The sequence below is a fragment of the Mariniflexile gromovii genome, assembly GCF_017814435.1.
Classification (GTDB): Bacteria; Bacteroidota; Bacteroidia; order Flavobacteriales; family Flavobacteriaceae; genus Mariniflexile; species Mariniflexile gromovii.
The window spans coordinates 310020-326280 of record NZ_JAGJCB010000003.1 but is presented as its reverse complement, the minus strand read 5'-3'; the positions used below and the strand labels follow the sequence as shown (position 1 = coordinate 326280).

Below are 16261 nucleotides of genomic sequence, written 5' to 3'. Positions count from 1 at the left end.
TTATTTTTTTAATTTAATTGTTGTTGTTTAAGTGGCTTCCCAATAGAGTAGCGTAAAATGTTTTCTTCGGAAAATTCTTCTTTGGATAATTCACCGTAAAATGTTCCTTTATGCATCACCAAAATTCGGTCTGCAATACCCATTATTTCGGGCATATCTGAAGAAATAACCACAACGCCAACCCCTTTTTGGGCCACAGCATTAATAAGGTTATAAATTTCTATCTTGGCTCCCACATCTACCCCTCTAGTTGGCTCGTCTATAAAAATGACTTTACTATCAATACTCAACCACTTAGCCAAGGCTACTTTTTGCTGGTTACCACCACTTAGATTATTAACAACAATCTCTGAACTTGGTGTTTTAATATTTAATTTTTCAATTAATTCCAAAACCTTTTTATACTCATTGTCAACTTTTATAAATCCATATTTATCAGAAATAGGACTAAAATCGGTAACACTAATATTCCGTCTAATGGACAGTGGTAAAAAAACGCCTTCTTCTTTTCTGTCTTCAGACACAAAACCTATTTTATGTTTAACGGCACATACTGGCGTATTGGTTTTTATCTCCTTACCATCTAAAAGCATGGTTCCTGATTTCTTTTTATGGGCACCAAAAATAAGTTTGGCCATTTCCGTTCTGCCGCTACCCCCTAAACCTGCAACACCAAGTACTTCACCTGGGCGTACCGAAAAAGCCACGTCATGAACTATGGTATCTCGTGCCGTTAAGTTTTTAACTTCAAAAACAGGCACTTCACCTATTTTGTTTTGGCGTACCGGGTATAAATCTTTTAACTCCCTCCCAATCATTAATCGAATAACCCCATCAGTATCAGTATCTGCCACATCCATAGATCCGGTATCAACCCCGTCTCTAAGCACGGTAACCGAATCGGCTATTTTAAAAATTTCATCTAAATGGTGGGAGATATAAATAATAGAAACGCCCTTTGCTTTCAATTTAAAAAGATTATCAAATAGTTTCTGGGTATCGGTTGGATCAAAAACAGTAGTTGGCTCATCCAAAACCAAAACCTTAGTGTCTTCTGATAAGGCTTTTGCAATTTCAACAACTTGTTTTTGAACAATGCTTAAGCTTCTAACTTTTGCCGAAGCATTAATTTTAAAACCTAAAGAATCGATTAATTCTTGCGCATCGTTTGTGAGTTGTTTCCAATTCATCCAGAACTTGCTTGCACCCAGTTTGTGCAAATAAATATTTTCTGCAACCGATAAATCGTTCACTAATGATAATTCTTGATACACAACACTAATACCTAGAACTTGTCCGTCGTGGGTATTTTTTGGGTTTATCTCTACACCATTTAAGGTTATTTTACCGCTATCCTTTTGGTGAACACCATTAAGGATTTTAACCAATGTAGATTTTCCAGCACCGTTTTCACCAAGTAAGGCATGGATTTCTCCTGGTTTCACCTTTAAATTTACATTTTCGAGTACTGAAACAACACCAAAACTTTTTGATATTCCCGTCATTTCTACCCGGTATTCCTGTTCTAAGTTTTGCATATCAATTAATTTTAATGGTTAAAATAATGCTTTAGGATTGTAATACTTTGCAGCGTTTTCCTTTGTAATCAATAAGGGGGCTGTGTATGACGTTTTAGGGAAATCTGTCTTTCCATTCATGTATTGAATTGCATACTGCACAGCATTTTTACCAATTTGCACAGGACTATTCATAGCTGTACATCCATAAAAATCTGTTTCCATAATGTATTTAATGGCTTCTTTTTGACCATCGGCACCGGCAACAATTAGAATGTCATCCGTTTTCCCAGCTTGTGCGATTGCCTTAATAGCGCCTAATACACAAACATCTGACTCCGTAATAACTACATTAATATCTGGGTGGGCTACTAATATATCTTCCATGGCTTTTAAACCACCTGCATACGACCAATCGGTGTAGGCCTGCGTTTTTACATTTAAATCAATCTTTCCTTGGGTTCTTAACTGCTCTTCAGTAATACCTTGTAGCAAACCTTGTTTACGTGTTTTACCAACAGGGTTCCCTGCATTACCACTTAACAAAGCAATGTTCATTTTGGTATTACCCATTTTTTTAACAAGCCACTCACCTGCTAACTCGCCATTTGCCAAATTGTTAGATTGAATAGTAGTTACGTAATCTGCTTCAGGGCTTATAGAACTATCTATAATAAACACTGGAATTCCAGCAGCTTTTGCCGCTTTGGTTACACCAACTAAGGCGTCTGGATCTTTAGGGTTTAACAACAAGACATCTACACCTTTGGTAATTAAATCTTCAACAGCAGCAACTTGCTTATTGATATCATCTTGCCCATCGGCCGATAAAAACTCCATACCGTTTTTCTCTACGTTTGCTTGAATGCTTTGTAATAAAGCCTGGTAATAAGGCGCGTTTAAAGATGGTGTACAGTATCCTATTTTTTTACCTGTAAGATCGATAGCGCTTTCAATTTTTTCTCCTGTTTCTGCTTCAGAATTTACATTTGCTTTTGTAGAATTATTTTGATCTACACAACTAGATAAATTAAAAATTAATACTAGTGCCAATAAAGGCTTTAAAAATTTTGCTAAACCTGTTTTCTTATTTAATGTTTTCATTATTAATGGTTTTTAGATTATGTTAATATTTAGTTTTAAATGGTATTTAGTTTTCTTCTAGAAAATTTTAAAATCAACCTGAAGAACGGTTTTCTCTTTTTCGGGGTTCCACATGGCGGTTACACCAATAGGTAAATTATAATTACCTAATTTAACATTTTTGCTATACGTAGCACCAACGTTTATTACATTTCCTGCCCCTTGCGTATAAAAGGTTTTATCTGTTGCGAACGACCAAGCTCCTCCTGCGAAAAGAGTTAAATTAGAATCTCCCTTCTCCCAAACTTTACTACTTACTTCAAAGTAGTGCGTCCAAGAATCTTTCAAAGAACCATCTTCTTGCACTTCGTAATCTCCAGAGCCACCACCAACTATAGTTGCTAAATACAATAAGGTGTTAGGGGTGATATTATAACCAAAGTTAACATCAACAAAATTATACCCTTGAGTTTTATCGTAACTCCAATAGTGTAACATATCACCACGTTCTTCAACACCTGTGTAGTTGTTATGTGTAACAGCTTCAATAAAAAACTTATCTGAAAAACGATATTTTGTATAAATAGAAAACTCTTGATAATGTGCACTTACAGGCTCATTTGTATTTTTATTTACAACATCAACGGTTGTTAAACTTGCACCACCCCATACACCAAAAGTAAATTTCTTGTTTCGCGAATTAAACTCTAAGTTGGTTGCTATCATAGCGCCTGGGTGTACAACAAATCCATGCCATAAATGCATGTTTTTTATATGAGCTCCGGCAGAAAATGCTTTATAATCATCTTCCTCAATATTTTGTTGAGCAAAAGCAGCACTCAAACAAAAGAACAAACTTATTGACAATAAACCTGATGTTAAGTTACTAAATCCAAACAGGTTTTGTTTGATGCTTTTTGATAAATCCAGATTAATTTTATCTTTTAAATGATTTAATTGTGGTTTCATATTTTAAAATAGTTTAGTTGTTGAAATTATAAACGTACTTTAGACGTTTATTTTTCAAATGTAATATAATTTAATCCATAAAACCAAATTTATTTTTTAATTTATATGCTATATTAACCTCTAAGTGTTTGTAATTACCAATGAAAACAAGGGTTTTTCAGATGAAAAAAAATTACATAAAATGTATTTTATACGTTTATAAAATATATTTTACTGTGATTTTCTTAAAAAACTGGCAACATTGATGTCAAAAAAAATTCATGAACTAAAACTTCCAATTCCCAATTGCATATACCAAATTTATTGGTGTTTCAATTTTTAGTTATTTATATAAATTAAGTTTGAGACTTGTAGAGGACATTACTATATTGACCCTGAACCTTTTGGAGAAAGACTCAAATAGAAGCTTTTTCTAAATATAATGGCAGTATTACTGTTGATGTTTATAAAAATAAACGAGAGGTCAACAACATTGTACAATTAAAAAAAAGAATGTATAAATTAGCATGGAAAATATACATGGAGCGAAACAGGAGAGTATTTCAATAAAGTCAACATAAAAAAAAACCATCATATACGTCGGTTTTTTTATTTTGCGACCATAAACATAGCAAGATTAATCATTTAAACCCTTGCCTGCGATTATATTAGGTATTGAATTATCAATTCTTGATTGACGCGTTTTAGATTGTTTGGCTTGAGAAAAGTATAATAAATAGCCTCTTTGTCTGCCAGGTGTCAATTCATTAAATGCTGTTTTGAATTTTGGGTCTTTATCAAAGGTATTAAGCAATTCTTGGGGTTTTTCATATTCTGAAGTCTTTTTCATTTTCACCTCCAAACCTGCCTTTTCAACTTCAATAGCTTCAAAAATATAAGTTTTAATAATGGGTTTTAACTCTGTTATTTCATGCAAACTTTTAAATCGGATCTGGCGTGCCGATTGCACATTTTCTGTTTGTTGAATTAGAATTCCATTAGTATCTTTTAATAAAACACCTTTATGAAAAAGTAAGGCGCAATATTCTTTAAAACCATGAATAAGAACAACATTGTCGCCTTTATAGGTGTAACAAGGATGCATCCATTTAAAATCTTCGGTCAATCCACATTCCAAACAGATGCTTCTTAACAACTTTGATTCTTCTTTCCAATTTTTAATCTTTTCTAAATACTTATCAACTTTTTCCATTTGTATCTCTAATTTACATACTTTTTGTATTGATAGTTTACTTACTGTTTTAAATTCAAGTAATGTTCTCTTGTTTTTTTATCAAGTTTCTCTATGGCATAACGCAGCATTATTCTTGGCATTTTAGAAGCGTATTTATTTAGGAAAGTTATTAGTTTTTCTTCATAACGTTTACCCGCTTCCCTTACCCAACTTCCTACGGCTTTTTGAACATATTCATCTACGTCGTTCACGAGAATTTCTGCAATTTTGAATGTATCTTCTACGTCATTTTTTCTGATAAAATAGTAAGTACTAACCATTGCCGTTCTTCGCTCCATTGGATTTTTGGACCTTGCTAAATCATACGATGGTTTTCGGTCCTTATGGTACAAATACCGTCCAACCACAAAAGGGGCCGCCCTATCTACCATTCCCCAATTATCAATCCATTCATGATTATCCATATAGGCTTTGTATATTGCTTCCCTTTCTTCTGCTGTAGTCTTTTTATTTCGAGCCTTCCAATCTAATATAGAAACGGCCCCAAGTCGATGATCGTCATTTTCATCTTTAAGTAATTTTATAACTTCAAATACTGGAATTTGCTGATACGTTTTTGCTAAAGAAAACAGCTCCCTTTTCGGAATTCCTTCTGAATAATCTTGACCAATTATCTTTAAAGTTTCAATAAATTCTTCAGCATTCATTTAAAACTGTTTTTTAGGGTTTATCTCTACCTATGAATCTTTCTTTGCCCAATAGATAGTTTATGGCTCTTATTATATTTATTTTAAGCGCTTCTTCGGTTTTCAGAATACTCATCCAAATGCTTCAAAAATTATATAGACATTCCTCAGTTACTACTACAATTAGATATCAAGCTAACTTTATGCATAAAGATGCTGATGATGCTTTGGATAAAGTTGTTAATTTTTAAAGGTGCGTAATACTTTTCTATAGAAGTATTGAATTCGTTAAATTTCCTAAATTCCTGGCTTAATCTTGTTTAGGTTTTGTAATCTCCAAATGAACAGCCTAAATCTTTTAGAATCACTAACACCCCTATCTCACGACACTAAATCTCAACAATATAATTTTAATTTGTTTAAATAAGGTAGGTCCTTAGTTTACATATTTTATTTTAAACAAATTTAAATATGCCTATTAAACCTAATTGTACCTAGGTGCCATTTCTATATTTTCATTATGAAATATTTTGAAATATTTTTCAAATAAGTATAACCATTTTCCATAGCATCATCTAATGATTTTGCATTCTCTATTACTGAATCCGTATAGGAAATACCAAATTTTTCTGCTTTAGCTTTAGACAGTGAATTACTCCCGCAAAGAGCAGCTACAGGAATGTTCTGTTTTTTTGCTGACTTCACAACACCATCAATAGTTTTTCCAGATAGCGTTTGCGAATCAAGTTTCCCTTCACCTGTAACAACCCAATCGGCTCCTTTAATTTTAGTATCAAAATCTACTAAATCTTTCACCAAATCAATACCCGATTTCAATTCGGCATTTAAAAACACAAAAGTTCCCGCTCCCATACCACCTGCAGCACCAGCTCCTTTTATATTTTGAATATCTATGTTAAATTGTTTTTTAAAAATGGCTTCCATGTTTTTTAAGCCTTTATCCAATTGTTCAATTTCATCATCCGATGCTCCTTTTTGCGGCCCATAAACATAGGCCGCCCCATTTTTTCCGAATAATGGATTTGTAACATCGCAAGCAACTTTAAATTCAATCGATTTTAAAGCTTCTACAACACCACTACTATGTATCAACTTTACTTTTGATAAGTTTTTCCCAATTGGCAGCAACTCCTTACCATGTTCGTCTTCAAATTTATAGCCCAAAGCCGTTGCCATACCCATACCACAATCGTTGGTGGCGCTACCACCAATTCCTAAAATAATGGTTTTAGCACCCTTATTGATGGCATCTAAAATAAGTTCTCCTGTACCCAAAGTTGTAGTATTATAACAATTCTGTTCTTCTTTTTTTAGCAGGTACATACCAGAAGCTTCCGCCATTTCAATAAATGCCGTTTGTATGGATTTCATATACAGGTAAGACGCTTCAATGTCCCTAAAAAGTGGGTCGTTTACTTTTACGGTAACACGCTTTCCCTTTAAATGATATTCAAGAATATCAATAGTACCATCCCCACCATCAGCCAATGGCATTTTAACAATTTCCACTTTTGGAAAAACTTCCTTAATACCTTCTTCTACAGCATTACAAAATTGCAACCCTGTTAAGGAGCCTTTAAATTTATCAGGGGCGAGAACAATTTTCATAATTAATTAATTGATTAAATTATTTATCCGAAAATAACTGGTATAAAATAACTGAACACCAATATACCTATAAAAAAAGCCAATAAAATATAAACCTCTTTTATCATGAAATCTTCTTTTTTAATTTTTACGTTGAAATTTGAAATTGCTTTCACCTCAACGTGTTTAGTAAAGGCACTTACTGCATATGCCACTACTAATGAAATAACGACACCAGTTACATTTAACCAAATCCAAAAAACATGAATCCCTAAATCTACACGAAACACCTGTTGCATGGTTTTAGATAATACAAGGTTAACAACTACTGCTGAAATAATACCCGCATTCATACCAACATGATTAACCTTTTTTGAAAAAAAACGCAAGAACGAAGGTTACCAATACAGGGCCATAAAACACAGAACTAACTGCATTTATAATTTCTATAACCGCACTTTTACTCCCACCAAAAAGAAACGCACTGGCTATACAAACTACACCCCAAAATACAACCGACGCTTTAGAAATAAGCATATATTTTTTGTTGGTTAACTTTACTTTTCCTCTATTAAAAAAGTCTTCAACCGTTACTGCAGATAATGAATTTACCGTAGAGCTTAATGAGGACATGGCTGCTGATAAAATTCCAACCATTAAAATTCCAATAAGTCCATGGGGTAAATACTTTATGATGAAAACAGGTAGCATTAGATCTACTTTCATACCTGTTTTTGCATACTCCTCAGGGAAATACTTTTGGGTGGTTAACGCTATTTCATTAAAAAAATCTGGCGCAACAGATACCAATCCTCCAATAACCAGCCCCATAGTACAATAAACCAAAACCACAGGAAAACGAAGCAATCCATTTGCTAACAATAGTTGTTTTATGGTTTTTTCATTTTTAGCCGATAATAGTCTTTGGGCTTGAGTTTGGTCGCACCCATAATAAGAAGCATATAAAAACAAGCCTCCCAATAGCATAGGCAATATGCCGTATTCATTGCCTTCACCTATTCCTAAATTATAGTTTATAACCTGTAACCGTTCTGGGTCGAAACCGTTTGGCAGACCCCCATTTTCTTGTAACAAATTCCAACCATAATACAAGCAAATAATCAATCCTGCGAACAGAATAATCATTTGAATAGCATCACCCCAAACAACTGCTTTCATACCGCCTTGCCAAGAATAAACAATAGTAATTACTGAAATAATTAAAATGGTATAAACAAAGTCGATATCTAGAACAGCTTGTAAAATAATGGCGATGGCATATACCATAACACCTGTTGCCAGTGCTCGACTTATTTGAAATACGATACTTAAAACCAGACGCGTAGATACGCTAAAACGTTTTTCAACAAACTCATAAATACTTACTACACCCGATTTAAATAAAGGTGGAATGATGACAATCATGATAAAAATCATCGCTAACGGAACAGCAAACTCGAAGGTGAGCCATTTCATCCCACCGCCCAATTTAAGTCCGACAAATGCCGGTGCCGAAATAAAGCTGATTGCCGATAATTGTGTAGCCATAGTAGAAAGGCTTAACGGAAACCAACTCATGCTTTTTCCACCTAAAAAATAATCTTTAGAATCTTTGTTTTCTTTAAAGAAAAACCCCATTCCTAAAAAGAAAGCAATGTAAAGAATAACGATACTATAGTCTAGCCAATTCATAATGTTTAGTTTTAGTTAATTAGTTGTCTTGCAACATATCAATCAATAAAGCTGCACTCCAAGAAAAATTATTACCACCGTACCCGATATTACCGTTTTTATATTCTTCTTTTCTGGAATCGAAATACTCATAGAAACCGGCTTTTTCAATAATTTCAATCGTGTCTTTTTTTACACGATTTGCAATATCATTGTATCCGTAATTTTTCAATCCATAATATAGAATCCAATTTAAATTTACCCAAACAGGGCCTCTCCAATATTTTTTAGGATTGAAACGTTCACTGGTAGGATCGAAGGATGCACATAAGTATTGATTATCGTTTCCAAATTTTTCCATCATAACACTTACCAATGATGCCGCTTGTTCTTTATTAGGAATTTCGGCAAACAGGGGTGAAAATGATGATGATGAAATGAATCGTAATGGTTTTTCGTTTCTTAAATCGTAATGAACGTAAACACCCAACTCCTTATCAAATAATTTCGAATTGAAGTTTTTAATAGCTTTATCTAGCCACTTTTGAAGTTGTTTAATTTTGTCTTCGTTATTCCCAATTAGTTTGTATAAATCTATCAAACTTTGATTGGATTTTATAAGCATGGTATTAAAAAGTGGATCTTGCACTAAAAACGGTGACAATTCCGCGATTTTTTTATCACTATAATTGTGTTCTTTGGCAATATCAATAATGTGTAAATAATGATCGTACTCTCTTTTTGATGGACGTTGTGACGCATCAACATGCGTGGTGTCACGTCTTTCAAAATTATATTCTGGCGGATTCATAGTTGCCCAAATATCATCCCAAATTGGAGAATTATCAGTGCCAGATTCCCAGTTATGGTAAATATACACAAGCCCTTCATTTTTAGGATCTCTATTATTATAGAAGTATTCATGGTTAAAATACACCTTATCAATAACGCCTCCTATAAATTTTAATGTCTCTATTTTATCTTTACTTATCCTAAATAATTCTCGCAAAACAAATCCAGTAACTGGGGGTTGCGTCATGCCTGTGGATTTGTATTTTTTTGAAGACTGTGGACTTAAATCGGAACGATGGAAATCTGGTCCTGGAAAATATGAATCGGTTTCAGTATGAAATATTATGTGAGGTATAAACCCATTATCCCATTGAGAATCCAATAAAGTCTCAACTTCTTTTTCTGCTTTTGCCATATCAACATGTGAAAAACCTATGGCTATAAATCCGGAATCCCAAAACCATTGGAATGGATATAAATTGGCACATGGCACACTAAAACCATTTTTCCAGTTATTGTTTAGAACTTCTATAGCTTTATTCTGTAAATCTTTCATCTTATTTTTATAAAAAACCCATCACCTACACTCAATAATAAGTGATGAGCCATTAAACTAAACCAATTAAACAATCTTAAAAATTAAATGTTGCGTTAAAGAACACACGTGTTGGTAATATAGGGCGCCCTACAAAATATTCTTCTTCAGTTTGGCTATTGTTAAGTCTTGGAGACCCTTCAGTGATACCTTCAGAATTAAATAAATTATATACCTGCGCTCCTAATCGTAACGATTCTCCATCTTCACCAACTGGGAATGTGTACCCAAAGTTTACGTTAGCGATACCTATAGCGTCTAGTTGGATACTATTAGAATCGTTTGTGAATTTTTTTCCTGTATAGTTGTAAACAAAGTTTCCATCAAACGCTGAATTGTCATAATCCAAACCAAAAGTTCCCAATACTTTAGGCTGTCTTCCCAACTCATTGCCTTCAAAACCAGGATTGGAATCAGATTTTGTGATTTCATGATCTTGAACGGAAAAAGATCCTGAAAAAGCATAATTTTCAGCAAATTTCCAGTTCCAAGTAGTTTCTATACCAAAAGTTTTAGTATTCTGAATATCTACTTCCTCAACAAATCCACCACCTGGCGCATTAACGAAAGTTACATTTCTACGATCGTTAAGTGTAACGCCATAGAGCGCGGCAGTACCAGAGAAATTACCTTGACCATACTTTATACCCAACTCACCTTGAACAATTTTCTCACTACTATACTTGTTTGGATTGCCCAAACCATCAAACTTTACACTTCTAAGCTCTGGAAAGAAATAACCTCTAGAAAAGTTTCCGTATGCACTTAAGTTATCGTTCACTTTATAAAGCGCCGCAAGTGCTACTGCAAAATCATCAGCTGATACATGTCCTCTAGTCCAAGTACCATTACCCCACATCACATTATCTAAATTAGCAATACCTGTATCATCAACTAAATATGACTCAGACCCTTCACTTTCTATGTCTCCAGATGCTCTTTCATAACGCACACCAAAATCCAAATTCCAACGGTCCAATTTAATCTCATCGGTAAAGAATAAAGCAATTTTATTACTGCTAATGTTTTTGTTACCATAGCTGGTTCCCCTATTGGTTACACCATTTATTGAATACCCTGATAGTTCCACTAAATCTGGATTGTTATTATATTCACTCAAATAATTTGTAACTACATTAAAATCGCCTGCCTCAGACCTAGACATGAATGTTCCGAAGGTAAGTGTGTGTTGATTTGCGGTTTTTGTCATTTTTATATCTGCAACCAATTCCTGTAGGGGTCTACTTCTATCTAAAATTCTATTTTCGAATAACAAAGCATTAGAAGCTAAGGGCTGGCCGTTAAGCGACGTAAAACTACCTGAAGACAAGCCTCTTGCCGCCAAATACTCAGCTTGCGTTTCTACAGCTTTAGCACCCGAAACACCACTACCATCTAAGAATAGGTTAAACTGATGTTTATATTTTGAATATCTTAATTTTGCATCTAATTTTAAATCTTCAGAGAAATTATGTTTAAAATTAGTTAAGAAATAGCCACCTTTAGTTGCTACACCATCTTCAATAGGCGAACTGTAAATACCATCTGGCGTTCTATAAGATATATCAGAAGCTGCGGCTGTTTGCAAGGTATAAATAGTTTCTCCATCATTCCCGTTTGGACGGTCTCTAGAACCTCCTTTTAATGGATAAGGTAAAAAGAACTGTACATTATCATCTATAAATTGACCAGATAATGTTATTGAGCCATTTTTTGTAACTTGTTTTATATTACCTCGTAATTGAAACCCTTCAGTTGGCAAACCTGTTTTTATAGGGCCATCATCGTATCTATAAAATCCAGACAGGGCATAAAACGTATTCGAATTTTCTCCTCCTAAAGGGCCACTTGTTAAAAATTCACCTTTATATCTTGAGTTTGATGCAACCTCTGTTCTAATAATGTTTTTTGGGTTTGAAGTTCCCGTAACACTCGTGTAATTAATAATACCGGCTACCGAACCAACACCATATAATATGGAAGAACCTCCACGAACAAACTCTAAGCTTTTAATTCCTAAATCATTTCTAAAATAAACATCATGTGCAGACGAGTTTAAACCAAACGTACTTAAAACAGGCATCCCATCTATTTGTAACGGGTTAAATTGATATTGACCACCTGACGGCAAACCTCTTACAAAAATATTTGATGCAACCTCGCCACCTCCACCTTCGGCAGTAATACCAGGCACACTTACCAAAATATCTGCTTGACTACTAGTATTGGTTTTTGATAATTCATTAGCGCCAAATGATGTAATAGAAAGTGGTGTTTCTTTTTGAGAACGCGTTGAAGATGTTGCTGTTAAAACCACTTCATCCAAAGTATTCCCTCCTTCTATCAAAACTACTTTTAATGTAATTTTTTCTCCATTAAGAGTTATAGCTTTTTGGTAAGTACTGTAACCTAAATAAGATACTTGAATTTTTTGTACACCACTTTCATTAGATATAAAATTGAAGTTTCCATCAAAGTCTGTGGTTGTACCCGATGTTGTTCCTACAATAAAAACATTAGCACCAGGTACTGGAACACCGGAATTGTCTTTTACAGTACCCGTAATTTCAGTTTGCGCAAACATTGCAAAAATGCTAAACAAACATGTAAACGTTAAAACAAATTTTTTCATAATATTTAGAATTAGTTAATTTTACGGCTAATTAAATAATAACTTAACATAAATTTAGCTAAAAAAGTGCCATATTTGTAAACAAACGTTTGCGGAAACGTTTGCAATTTTTTTAATTTATCATTTTTTATGAAAAAAGACATAACCACACTTAAAAAGATGGCAGAAAACTTAGGTGTCTCAATTTCAACAGTATCCAGAGCTTTAAGCGACCATCCTGATATTAGCCAACCAACAAAGGAAAAAGTAAAAAAACTGGCCACGGAATTAAATTATGTACCCAATGTATTTGCAAAAGGATTTAGACATCATAGATCAAACATTATAGGAGTTGTGGTATCAAGTATTACGCATCATTACACAACCACTATTATTAGAGGGGTTCTAGAAGAAGCCGCTTCCCGAGGCTATAAAGTTATTATTTCCGAATCAAACAATGATGTGGAAAAACAAACGGAAATGTTAAATACTATGATACAATTTGGGGTTGATGGTGTATTGCTTTCACTTTCAAAACTAACTAAAGATGTGCAAGGTGTGTTAAAGACACTCCATAAAATACCTATTATATTATTCGATAAAGTTTCCAGCAAAATCCCTTGTACACAAGTAGTTATTAATGATGAAGAAGCAGCCTACAATGCAGTAGAACACCTTATAAACATAGGTAAAAAACGCATAGCCATTATTAAAGAATTTGAATTTTCATATAATTCTGAAAAACGATTTGCTGGCTATTTAAAAGCCCTAAAAGACCATAATATTGAAGTCGATGAGAAAATAATTCAAAGTTGTGAAGACATAAACTTAGACCAAGGAAAAAGATTAACCAATATACTGTTGAGCCTAAAAGAACGACCTGATGCCATTTTTGCCATAACCGATACCGCAGCTATAGGAGCTATAAAAGCTTTAAAAAAATTCAATGTAAAAATTCCTGAAGAAATTGCAGTTGTTGGCTTTAGCAATAACGCAAACTCAACCATAATAGAACCACAACTAACCACTATAGACCAACCCGGAAACCGGATTGGCAAAACTGCAGTACACTATTTAATAGAAGAAATTAACGCACCTAATGAAGTTTTAATGAACAAAACTATTGAAATAAAAACCAATCTAATAATTAGGGATTCTACACTTAAAGTTTAATAATTGATTTACCATTAAACGTTGATTCGCGTTATAAAAGATTTATTTTGCTTTTAAGGTCAACAATTCCTTCTCTAATGCCTCTGCTTTCATTTTAAATTTCTCCATAGCATTTTTAAGTTGAGATACTTTTTTCAAAACTTCTTCATCTTGAAGCGCTTGATAAAAGATTACTCCGTTTTTTTCTTTTGTTTTTGATTTGCTGCCACAGGTTGGACAGATGGATACTTGACTCATAATTATGTTTTTTATTATTTTTTATTTTTATTCTCCAACTCGTAGGAATATGAAAGATAGTAGTTCCTTGCCGGGGCGTTTACTTGTTGAGCTGCCAACGCTCTTAACAGATTTATTTTAATTTCAATGACTTTTGTTTTTTCGTAATCTGTTTGAAGTAAATAGTCTGCTAATTGCAGTCCCCACTGATAATGACCTTCTTTTAAAGCCTTGTTTAGTTCCTTAAACATCTTTTTGTCTCCTCCTGCTAGTTCAATAATTTTGTTTGCCTCTTGTACTGAAGAAAGTGGATAAAGATTTGTTGGATTTCCATCAAACCAACCTACATAGTGGAGAAACACTGAACGTACTCCCCAAGGAACAGACCCATAAAATTCTTGCAAGTTTGGTTGATCTATTAATGAATCTGGCAACTTAACACTATCAACCGTTTGTTGCAGCGTATATCCCATGTTCATGGCATCAATTGTTTGCTGGTAAACACTTAAAATTGCAGTAGAATAGTTTTTTAGATTCTTATAAATAACTGATTTTCCAGTTAATGGTTGTGTATGTCCAGGCACAAGATATTCTATCGGCAGTGCACTCATTTTCTGTATGGACTCCCCCCATGATTTAACATCTCTATATTGCGAACCCCTAATTGCATAAAGGTTAGGGAATGATTTATAATAATTATCTCCTGTAAATAGGGTTTTTAAACTGGGAATCCATACAAAGAGTTCATCATTTGTTTCCCCATCAGCGGCATGGAGTTCAACATCTAGACCCGCTAGGTTTAAGATTATGGAGTCTTGAAATGTTAGATTAGGTGCAATATATCCTTTTCCTGCCCTGTCCGTTGGAGTAATACCAGGTGCCACTCCCCTGTTTATAACCTCACTAGCTGGCAAATCCCTTCCAAATTGTCGTATGTTACGTTGTTTCAAGATAGGCTCAACCGGTGAATTCTCTTCTAGTTCATCTTTAAATCCTGCTCTCGCAATTATGTTAACATCTGTATCATTTCCCGTAAAGGCAGATGTTCCTCCTGTATGGTCTAAATGACCGTGTGTGTAAATGATTGCCTTTACAGGTTTATTGGTTATTTTACGAAATTCGTCCGCCACTTTCTCTGCTGCACCTAAAGCACGGAGTGCATCAACAATAACAACTCCTTCTTCCCCAATAACCATCGAAGCGTTTGATCCATCATAACCTACAGCCACATACACATTTTCATTTAGCTTAATAATATCAGGCTTAAATTCAGCTGATTGGGCTTTAAGTTTGGTAATGTTCGGATGCTCTTGTCCTTGTGAACTCTTTTTTTCAGGAGAATTAATACAGGCCTGAAAAAAAACAATTCCCAATATAAGCATGGTGTTTCTTATATTTAAGTTATACTGTTTTATTTTACCGAGATGGATGTCTAGTATCTGATTTTTAATTTTTTTCATTCTATTGGATTTTAGTTATTCTTAATCTATATTTTTTTTGTGTCTATAATCCTATTCTTATATTTTAATAGTAGTAATCAATACTACCTTTCCGCCAAATTTAGGCTGCAATTGATAGCTGCTATTTTTACTTATTTCCTTTAAAAACAGCTGGGTTTCTGCCATTTCAGCATTATCTACATAAATAAAAGTGTTGGCATGAAAATTAGGCTCTAACATTTGAAAGATTGATAAATACAAATCCTTCCAACCATCTAGCAACAATAAATCTATGGGTTCGTTATGATTTTTTAAGGTTTCAACGGCATCTCCAATTCTAAGTTCTATTAAGTCATTTACACCTGCCTTTTTAAAGTTTTCAATGGCTCTTTGAGCTTTCGATTCAATCAACTCTGTGGTAATTATTTTGCCTTTAGTTTCTATAATACCTTTTGCCAAAAATAGCGTAGATATTCCAAAAGAAGTTCCGAATTCCACTATGCTTTTAAGATTGTTTTCCTTTATAAGCTGTACTAAATCTGCTCCTTGTTCTTTGGAAATAGAAAGATAGACATCCTTAAAATCAGATGGTTCTATAGATCTAAATATACTTTTCGCAAAACCCTTCATCATTGTAAAATAATCGCTTTTAGCATCTGTGTAAAGTTCAGCTAAAGTTGCTGCTATGCGCTCTTGTTGTGTGGGAATCATACTTTAAATTTTAACA

At 33.8% G+C, this 16261-nt stretch carries 12 protein-coding genes and 2 pseudogenes; 2 read left to right on the top strand and 12 right to left on the bottom strand.

Annotation, left to right across the window (positions count from 1 at the left end; translation table 11 throughout):
• Positions 1 to 8 precede the first annotated feature (8 nt).
• From J8H85_RS05085 to J8H85_RS05065, 5 genes are all read right to left on the bottom strand, one after another.
• The gene (locus tag J8H85_RS05085; RefSeq protein ID WP_209653285.1) at positions 9 to 1538 is read right to left on the bottom strand and encodes a sugar ABC transporter ATP-binding protein; all 1530 of its coding nucleotides are present in this window, start codon (positions 1536 to 1538) and stop codon (positions 9 to 11) included.
• An 18-nt stretch (positions 1539 to 1556) separates the two neighbouring features.
• Positions 1557 to 2621, bottom strand: a complete 1065-nt coding sequence (locus J8H85_RS05080; protein WP_209653283.1) for a substrate-binding domain-containing protein — start codon at positions 2619 to 2621, stop codon at positions 1557 to 1559.
• A gap of 57 nt (positions 2622 to 2678) precedes the next feature.
• Complete coding sequence (locus J8H85_RS05075) at positions 2679 to 3569, bottom strand: hypothetical protein (RefSeq protein WP_209653282.1); 891 nt, start codon at positions 3567 to 3569, stop codon at positions 2679 to 2681.
• 616 nt (positions 3570 to 4185) lie between these two features.
• Positions 4186 to 4761 carry a YdeI/OmpD-associated family protein gene (locus tag J8H85_RS05070; RefSeq protein WP_209653280.1) on the bottom strand — a complete coding sequence of 192 codons (576 nt, stop codon included), beginning with the start codon at positions 4759 to 4761 and terminating at the stop codon, positions 4186 to 4188.
• A 41-nt stretch (positions 4762 to 4802) separates the two neighbouring features.
• The gene (locus tag J8H85_RS05065; RefSeq protein WP_209653278.1) at positions 4803 to 5450 is read right to left on the bottom strand and encodes a DNA alkylation repair protein; all 648 of its coding nucleotides are present in this window, start codon (positions 5448 to 5450) and stop codon (positions 4803 to 4805) included.
• Positions 5451 to 5554: 104 nt separating this feature from the next.
• On the opposite strand from J8H85_RS05065, the pseudogene J8H85_RS05060 reads away from it, so the two are divergent.
• Positions 5555 to 5680 (top strand): annotated as a pseudogene (locus J8H85_RS05060) (site-specific integrase); the annotation flags it as partial.
• A gap of 256 nt (positions 5681 to 5936) precedes the next feature.
• Here the strand turns inward: J8H85_RS05060 and J8H85_RS05055 are convergent.
• From J8H85_RS05055 to J8H85_RS05040, 4 genes and pseudogenes are all read right to left on the bottom strand, one after another.
• Positions 5937 to 7058 (bottom strand): glycerate kinase, encoded by a 1122-nt coding sequence (locus J8H85_RS05055; RefSeq protein ID WP_209653276.1) that lies wholly within the window; start codon positions 7056 to 7058, stop codon positions 5937 to 5939.
• A gap of 23 nt (positions 7059 to 7081) precedes the next feature.
• Positions 7082 to 8729: pseudogene (locus tag J8H85_RS05050) on the bottom strand (sodium:solute symporter family transporter).
• 19 nt (positions 8730 to 8748) lie between these two features.
• Positions 8749 to 10056 carry an MGH1-like glycoside hydrolase domain-containing protein gene (locus J8H85_RS05045; protein ID WP_209653274.1) on the bottom strand — a complete coding sequence of 436 codons (1308 nt, stop codon included), beginning with the start codon at positions 10054 to 10056 and terminating at the stop codon, positions 8749 to 8751.
• A 76-nt stretch (positions 10057 to 10132) separates the two neighbouring features.
• A complete protein-coding gene (locus tag J8H85_RS05040; protein WP_209653272.1) occupies positions 10133 to 12727 on the bottom strand; it encodes a TonB-dependent receptor in 2595 nt (864 codons plus the stop codon).
• Positions 12728 to 12856: 129 nt separating this feature from the next.
• On the opposite strand from J8H85_RS05040, the gene J8H85_RS05035 reads away from it, so the two are divergent.
• The gene (locus J8H85_RS05035) at positions 12857 to 13879 is read left to right on the top strand and encodes a LacI family DNA-binding transcriptional regulator (protein ID WP_209653270.1); all 1023 of its coding nucleotides are present in this window, start codon (positions 12857 to 12859) and stop codon (positions 13877 to 13879) included.
• 42 nt (positions 13880 to 13921) lie between these two features.
• On the opposite strand, the gene J8H85_RS05030 is transcribed toward J8H85_RS05035, so the two are convergent.
• Genes J8H85_RS05030 through J8H85_RS05020 form a run of 3 tightly spaced genes read right to left on the bottom strand, consistent with a single transcriptional unit; the run spans position 13922 to position 16245 of the window.
• Entirely contained in the window at positions 13922 to 14116 is a 195-nt protein-coding gene (locus J8H85_RS05030; protein WP_209653269.1) for a hypothetical protein, read from the bottom strand.
• Between the two features lie 14 nt (positions 14117 to 14130).
• Positions 14131 to 15555: an alkyl/aryl-sulfatase gene (locus J8H85_RS05025; RefSeq protein WP_209653266.1), complete on the bottom strand. Its 1425-nt coding sequence runs from the start codon at positions 15553 to 15555 to the stop codon at positions 14131 to 14133.
• A 57-nt stretch (positions 15556 to 15612) separates the two neighbouring features.
• Positions 15613 to 16245, bottom strand: coding sequence for an O-methyltransferase (locus J8H85_RS05020; RefSeq protein WP_209653265.1), 633 nt, complete (start codon positions 16243 to 16245; stop codon positions 15613 to 15615).
• Between the last annotated feature and the right edge of the window lie 16 nt (positions 16246 to 16261).

Bases quoted from the DNA above. Each gene is read 5' to 3' on its own strand.
- J8H85_RS05080 (WP_209653283.1), bottom strand. From the start codon at position 2,621: ATGAAAACATTAAATAAGAAAACAGGTTTAGCAAAATTTTTAAAGCCT.
- J8H85_RS05040 (WP_209653272.1), bottom strand. From the start codon at position 12,727: ATGAAAAAATTTGTTTTAACGTTTACATGTTTGTTTAGCATTTTTGCA.
- J8H85_RS05035 (WP_209653270.1), top strand. From the start codon at position 12,857: ATGAAAAAAGACATAACCACACTTAAAAAGATGGCAGAAAACTTAGGT.
- J8H85_RS05020 (WP_209653265.1), bottom strand. From the start codon at position 16,245: ATGATTCCCACACAACAAGAGCGCATAGCAGCAACTTTAGCTGAACTT.
- J8H85_RS05085 (WP_209653285.1), bottom strand. From the start codon at position 1,538: ATGCAAAACTTAGAACAGGAATACCGGGTAGAAATGACGGGAATATCA.
- J8H85_RS05075 (WP_209653282.1), bottom strand. From the start codon at position 3,569: ATGAAACCACAATTAAATCATTTAAAAGATAAAATTAATCTGGATTTA.
- J8H85_RS05045 (WP_209653274.1), bottom strand. From the start codon at position 10,056: ATGAAAGATTTACAGAATAAAGCTATAGAAGTTCTAAACAATAACTGG.
- J8H85_RS05030 (WP_209653269.1), bottom strand. From the start codon at position 14,116: ATGAGTCAAGTATCCATCTGTCCAACCTGTGGCAGCAAATCAAAAACA.
- J8H85_RS05065 (WP_209653278.1), bottom strand. From the start codon at position 5,450: ATGAATGCTGAAGAATTTATTGAAACTTTAAAGATAATTGGTCAAGAT.
- J8H85_RS05070 (WP_209653280.1), bottom strand. From the start codon at position 4,761: ATGGAAAAAGTTGATAAGTATTTAGAAAAGATTAAAAATTGGAAAGAA.
- J8H85_RS05055 (WP_209653276.1), bottom strand. From the start codon at position 7,058: ATGAAAATTGTTCTCGCCCCTGATAAATTTAAAGGCTCCTTAACAGGG.
- J8H85_RS05025 (WP_209653266.1), bottom strand. From the start codon at position 15,555: ATGAAAAAAATTAAAAATCAGATACTAGACATCCATCTCGGTAAAATA.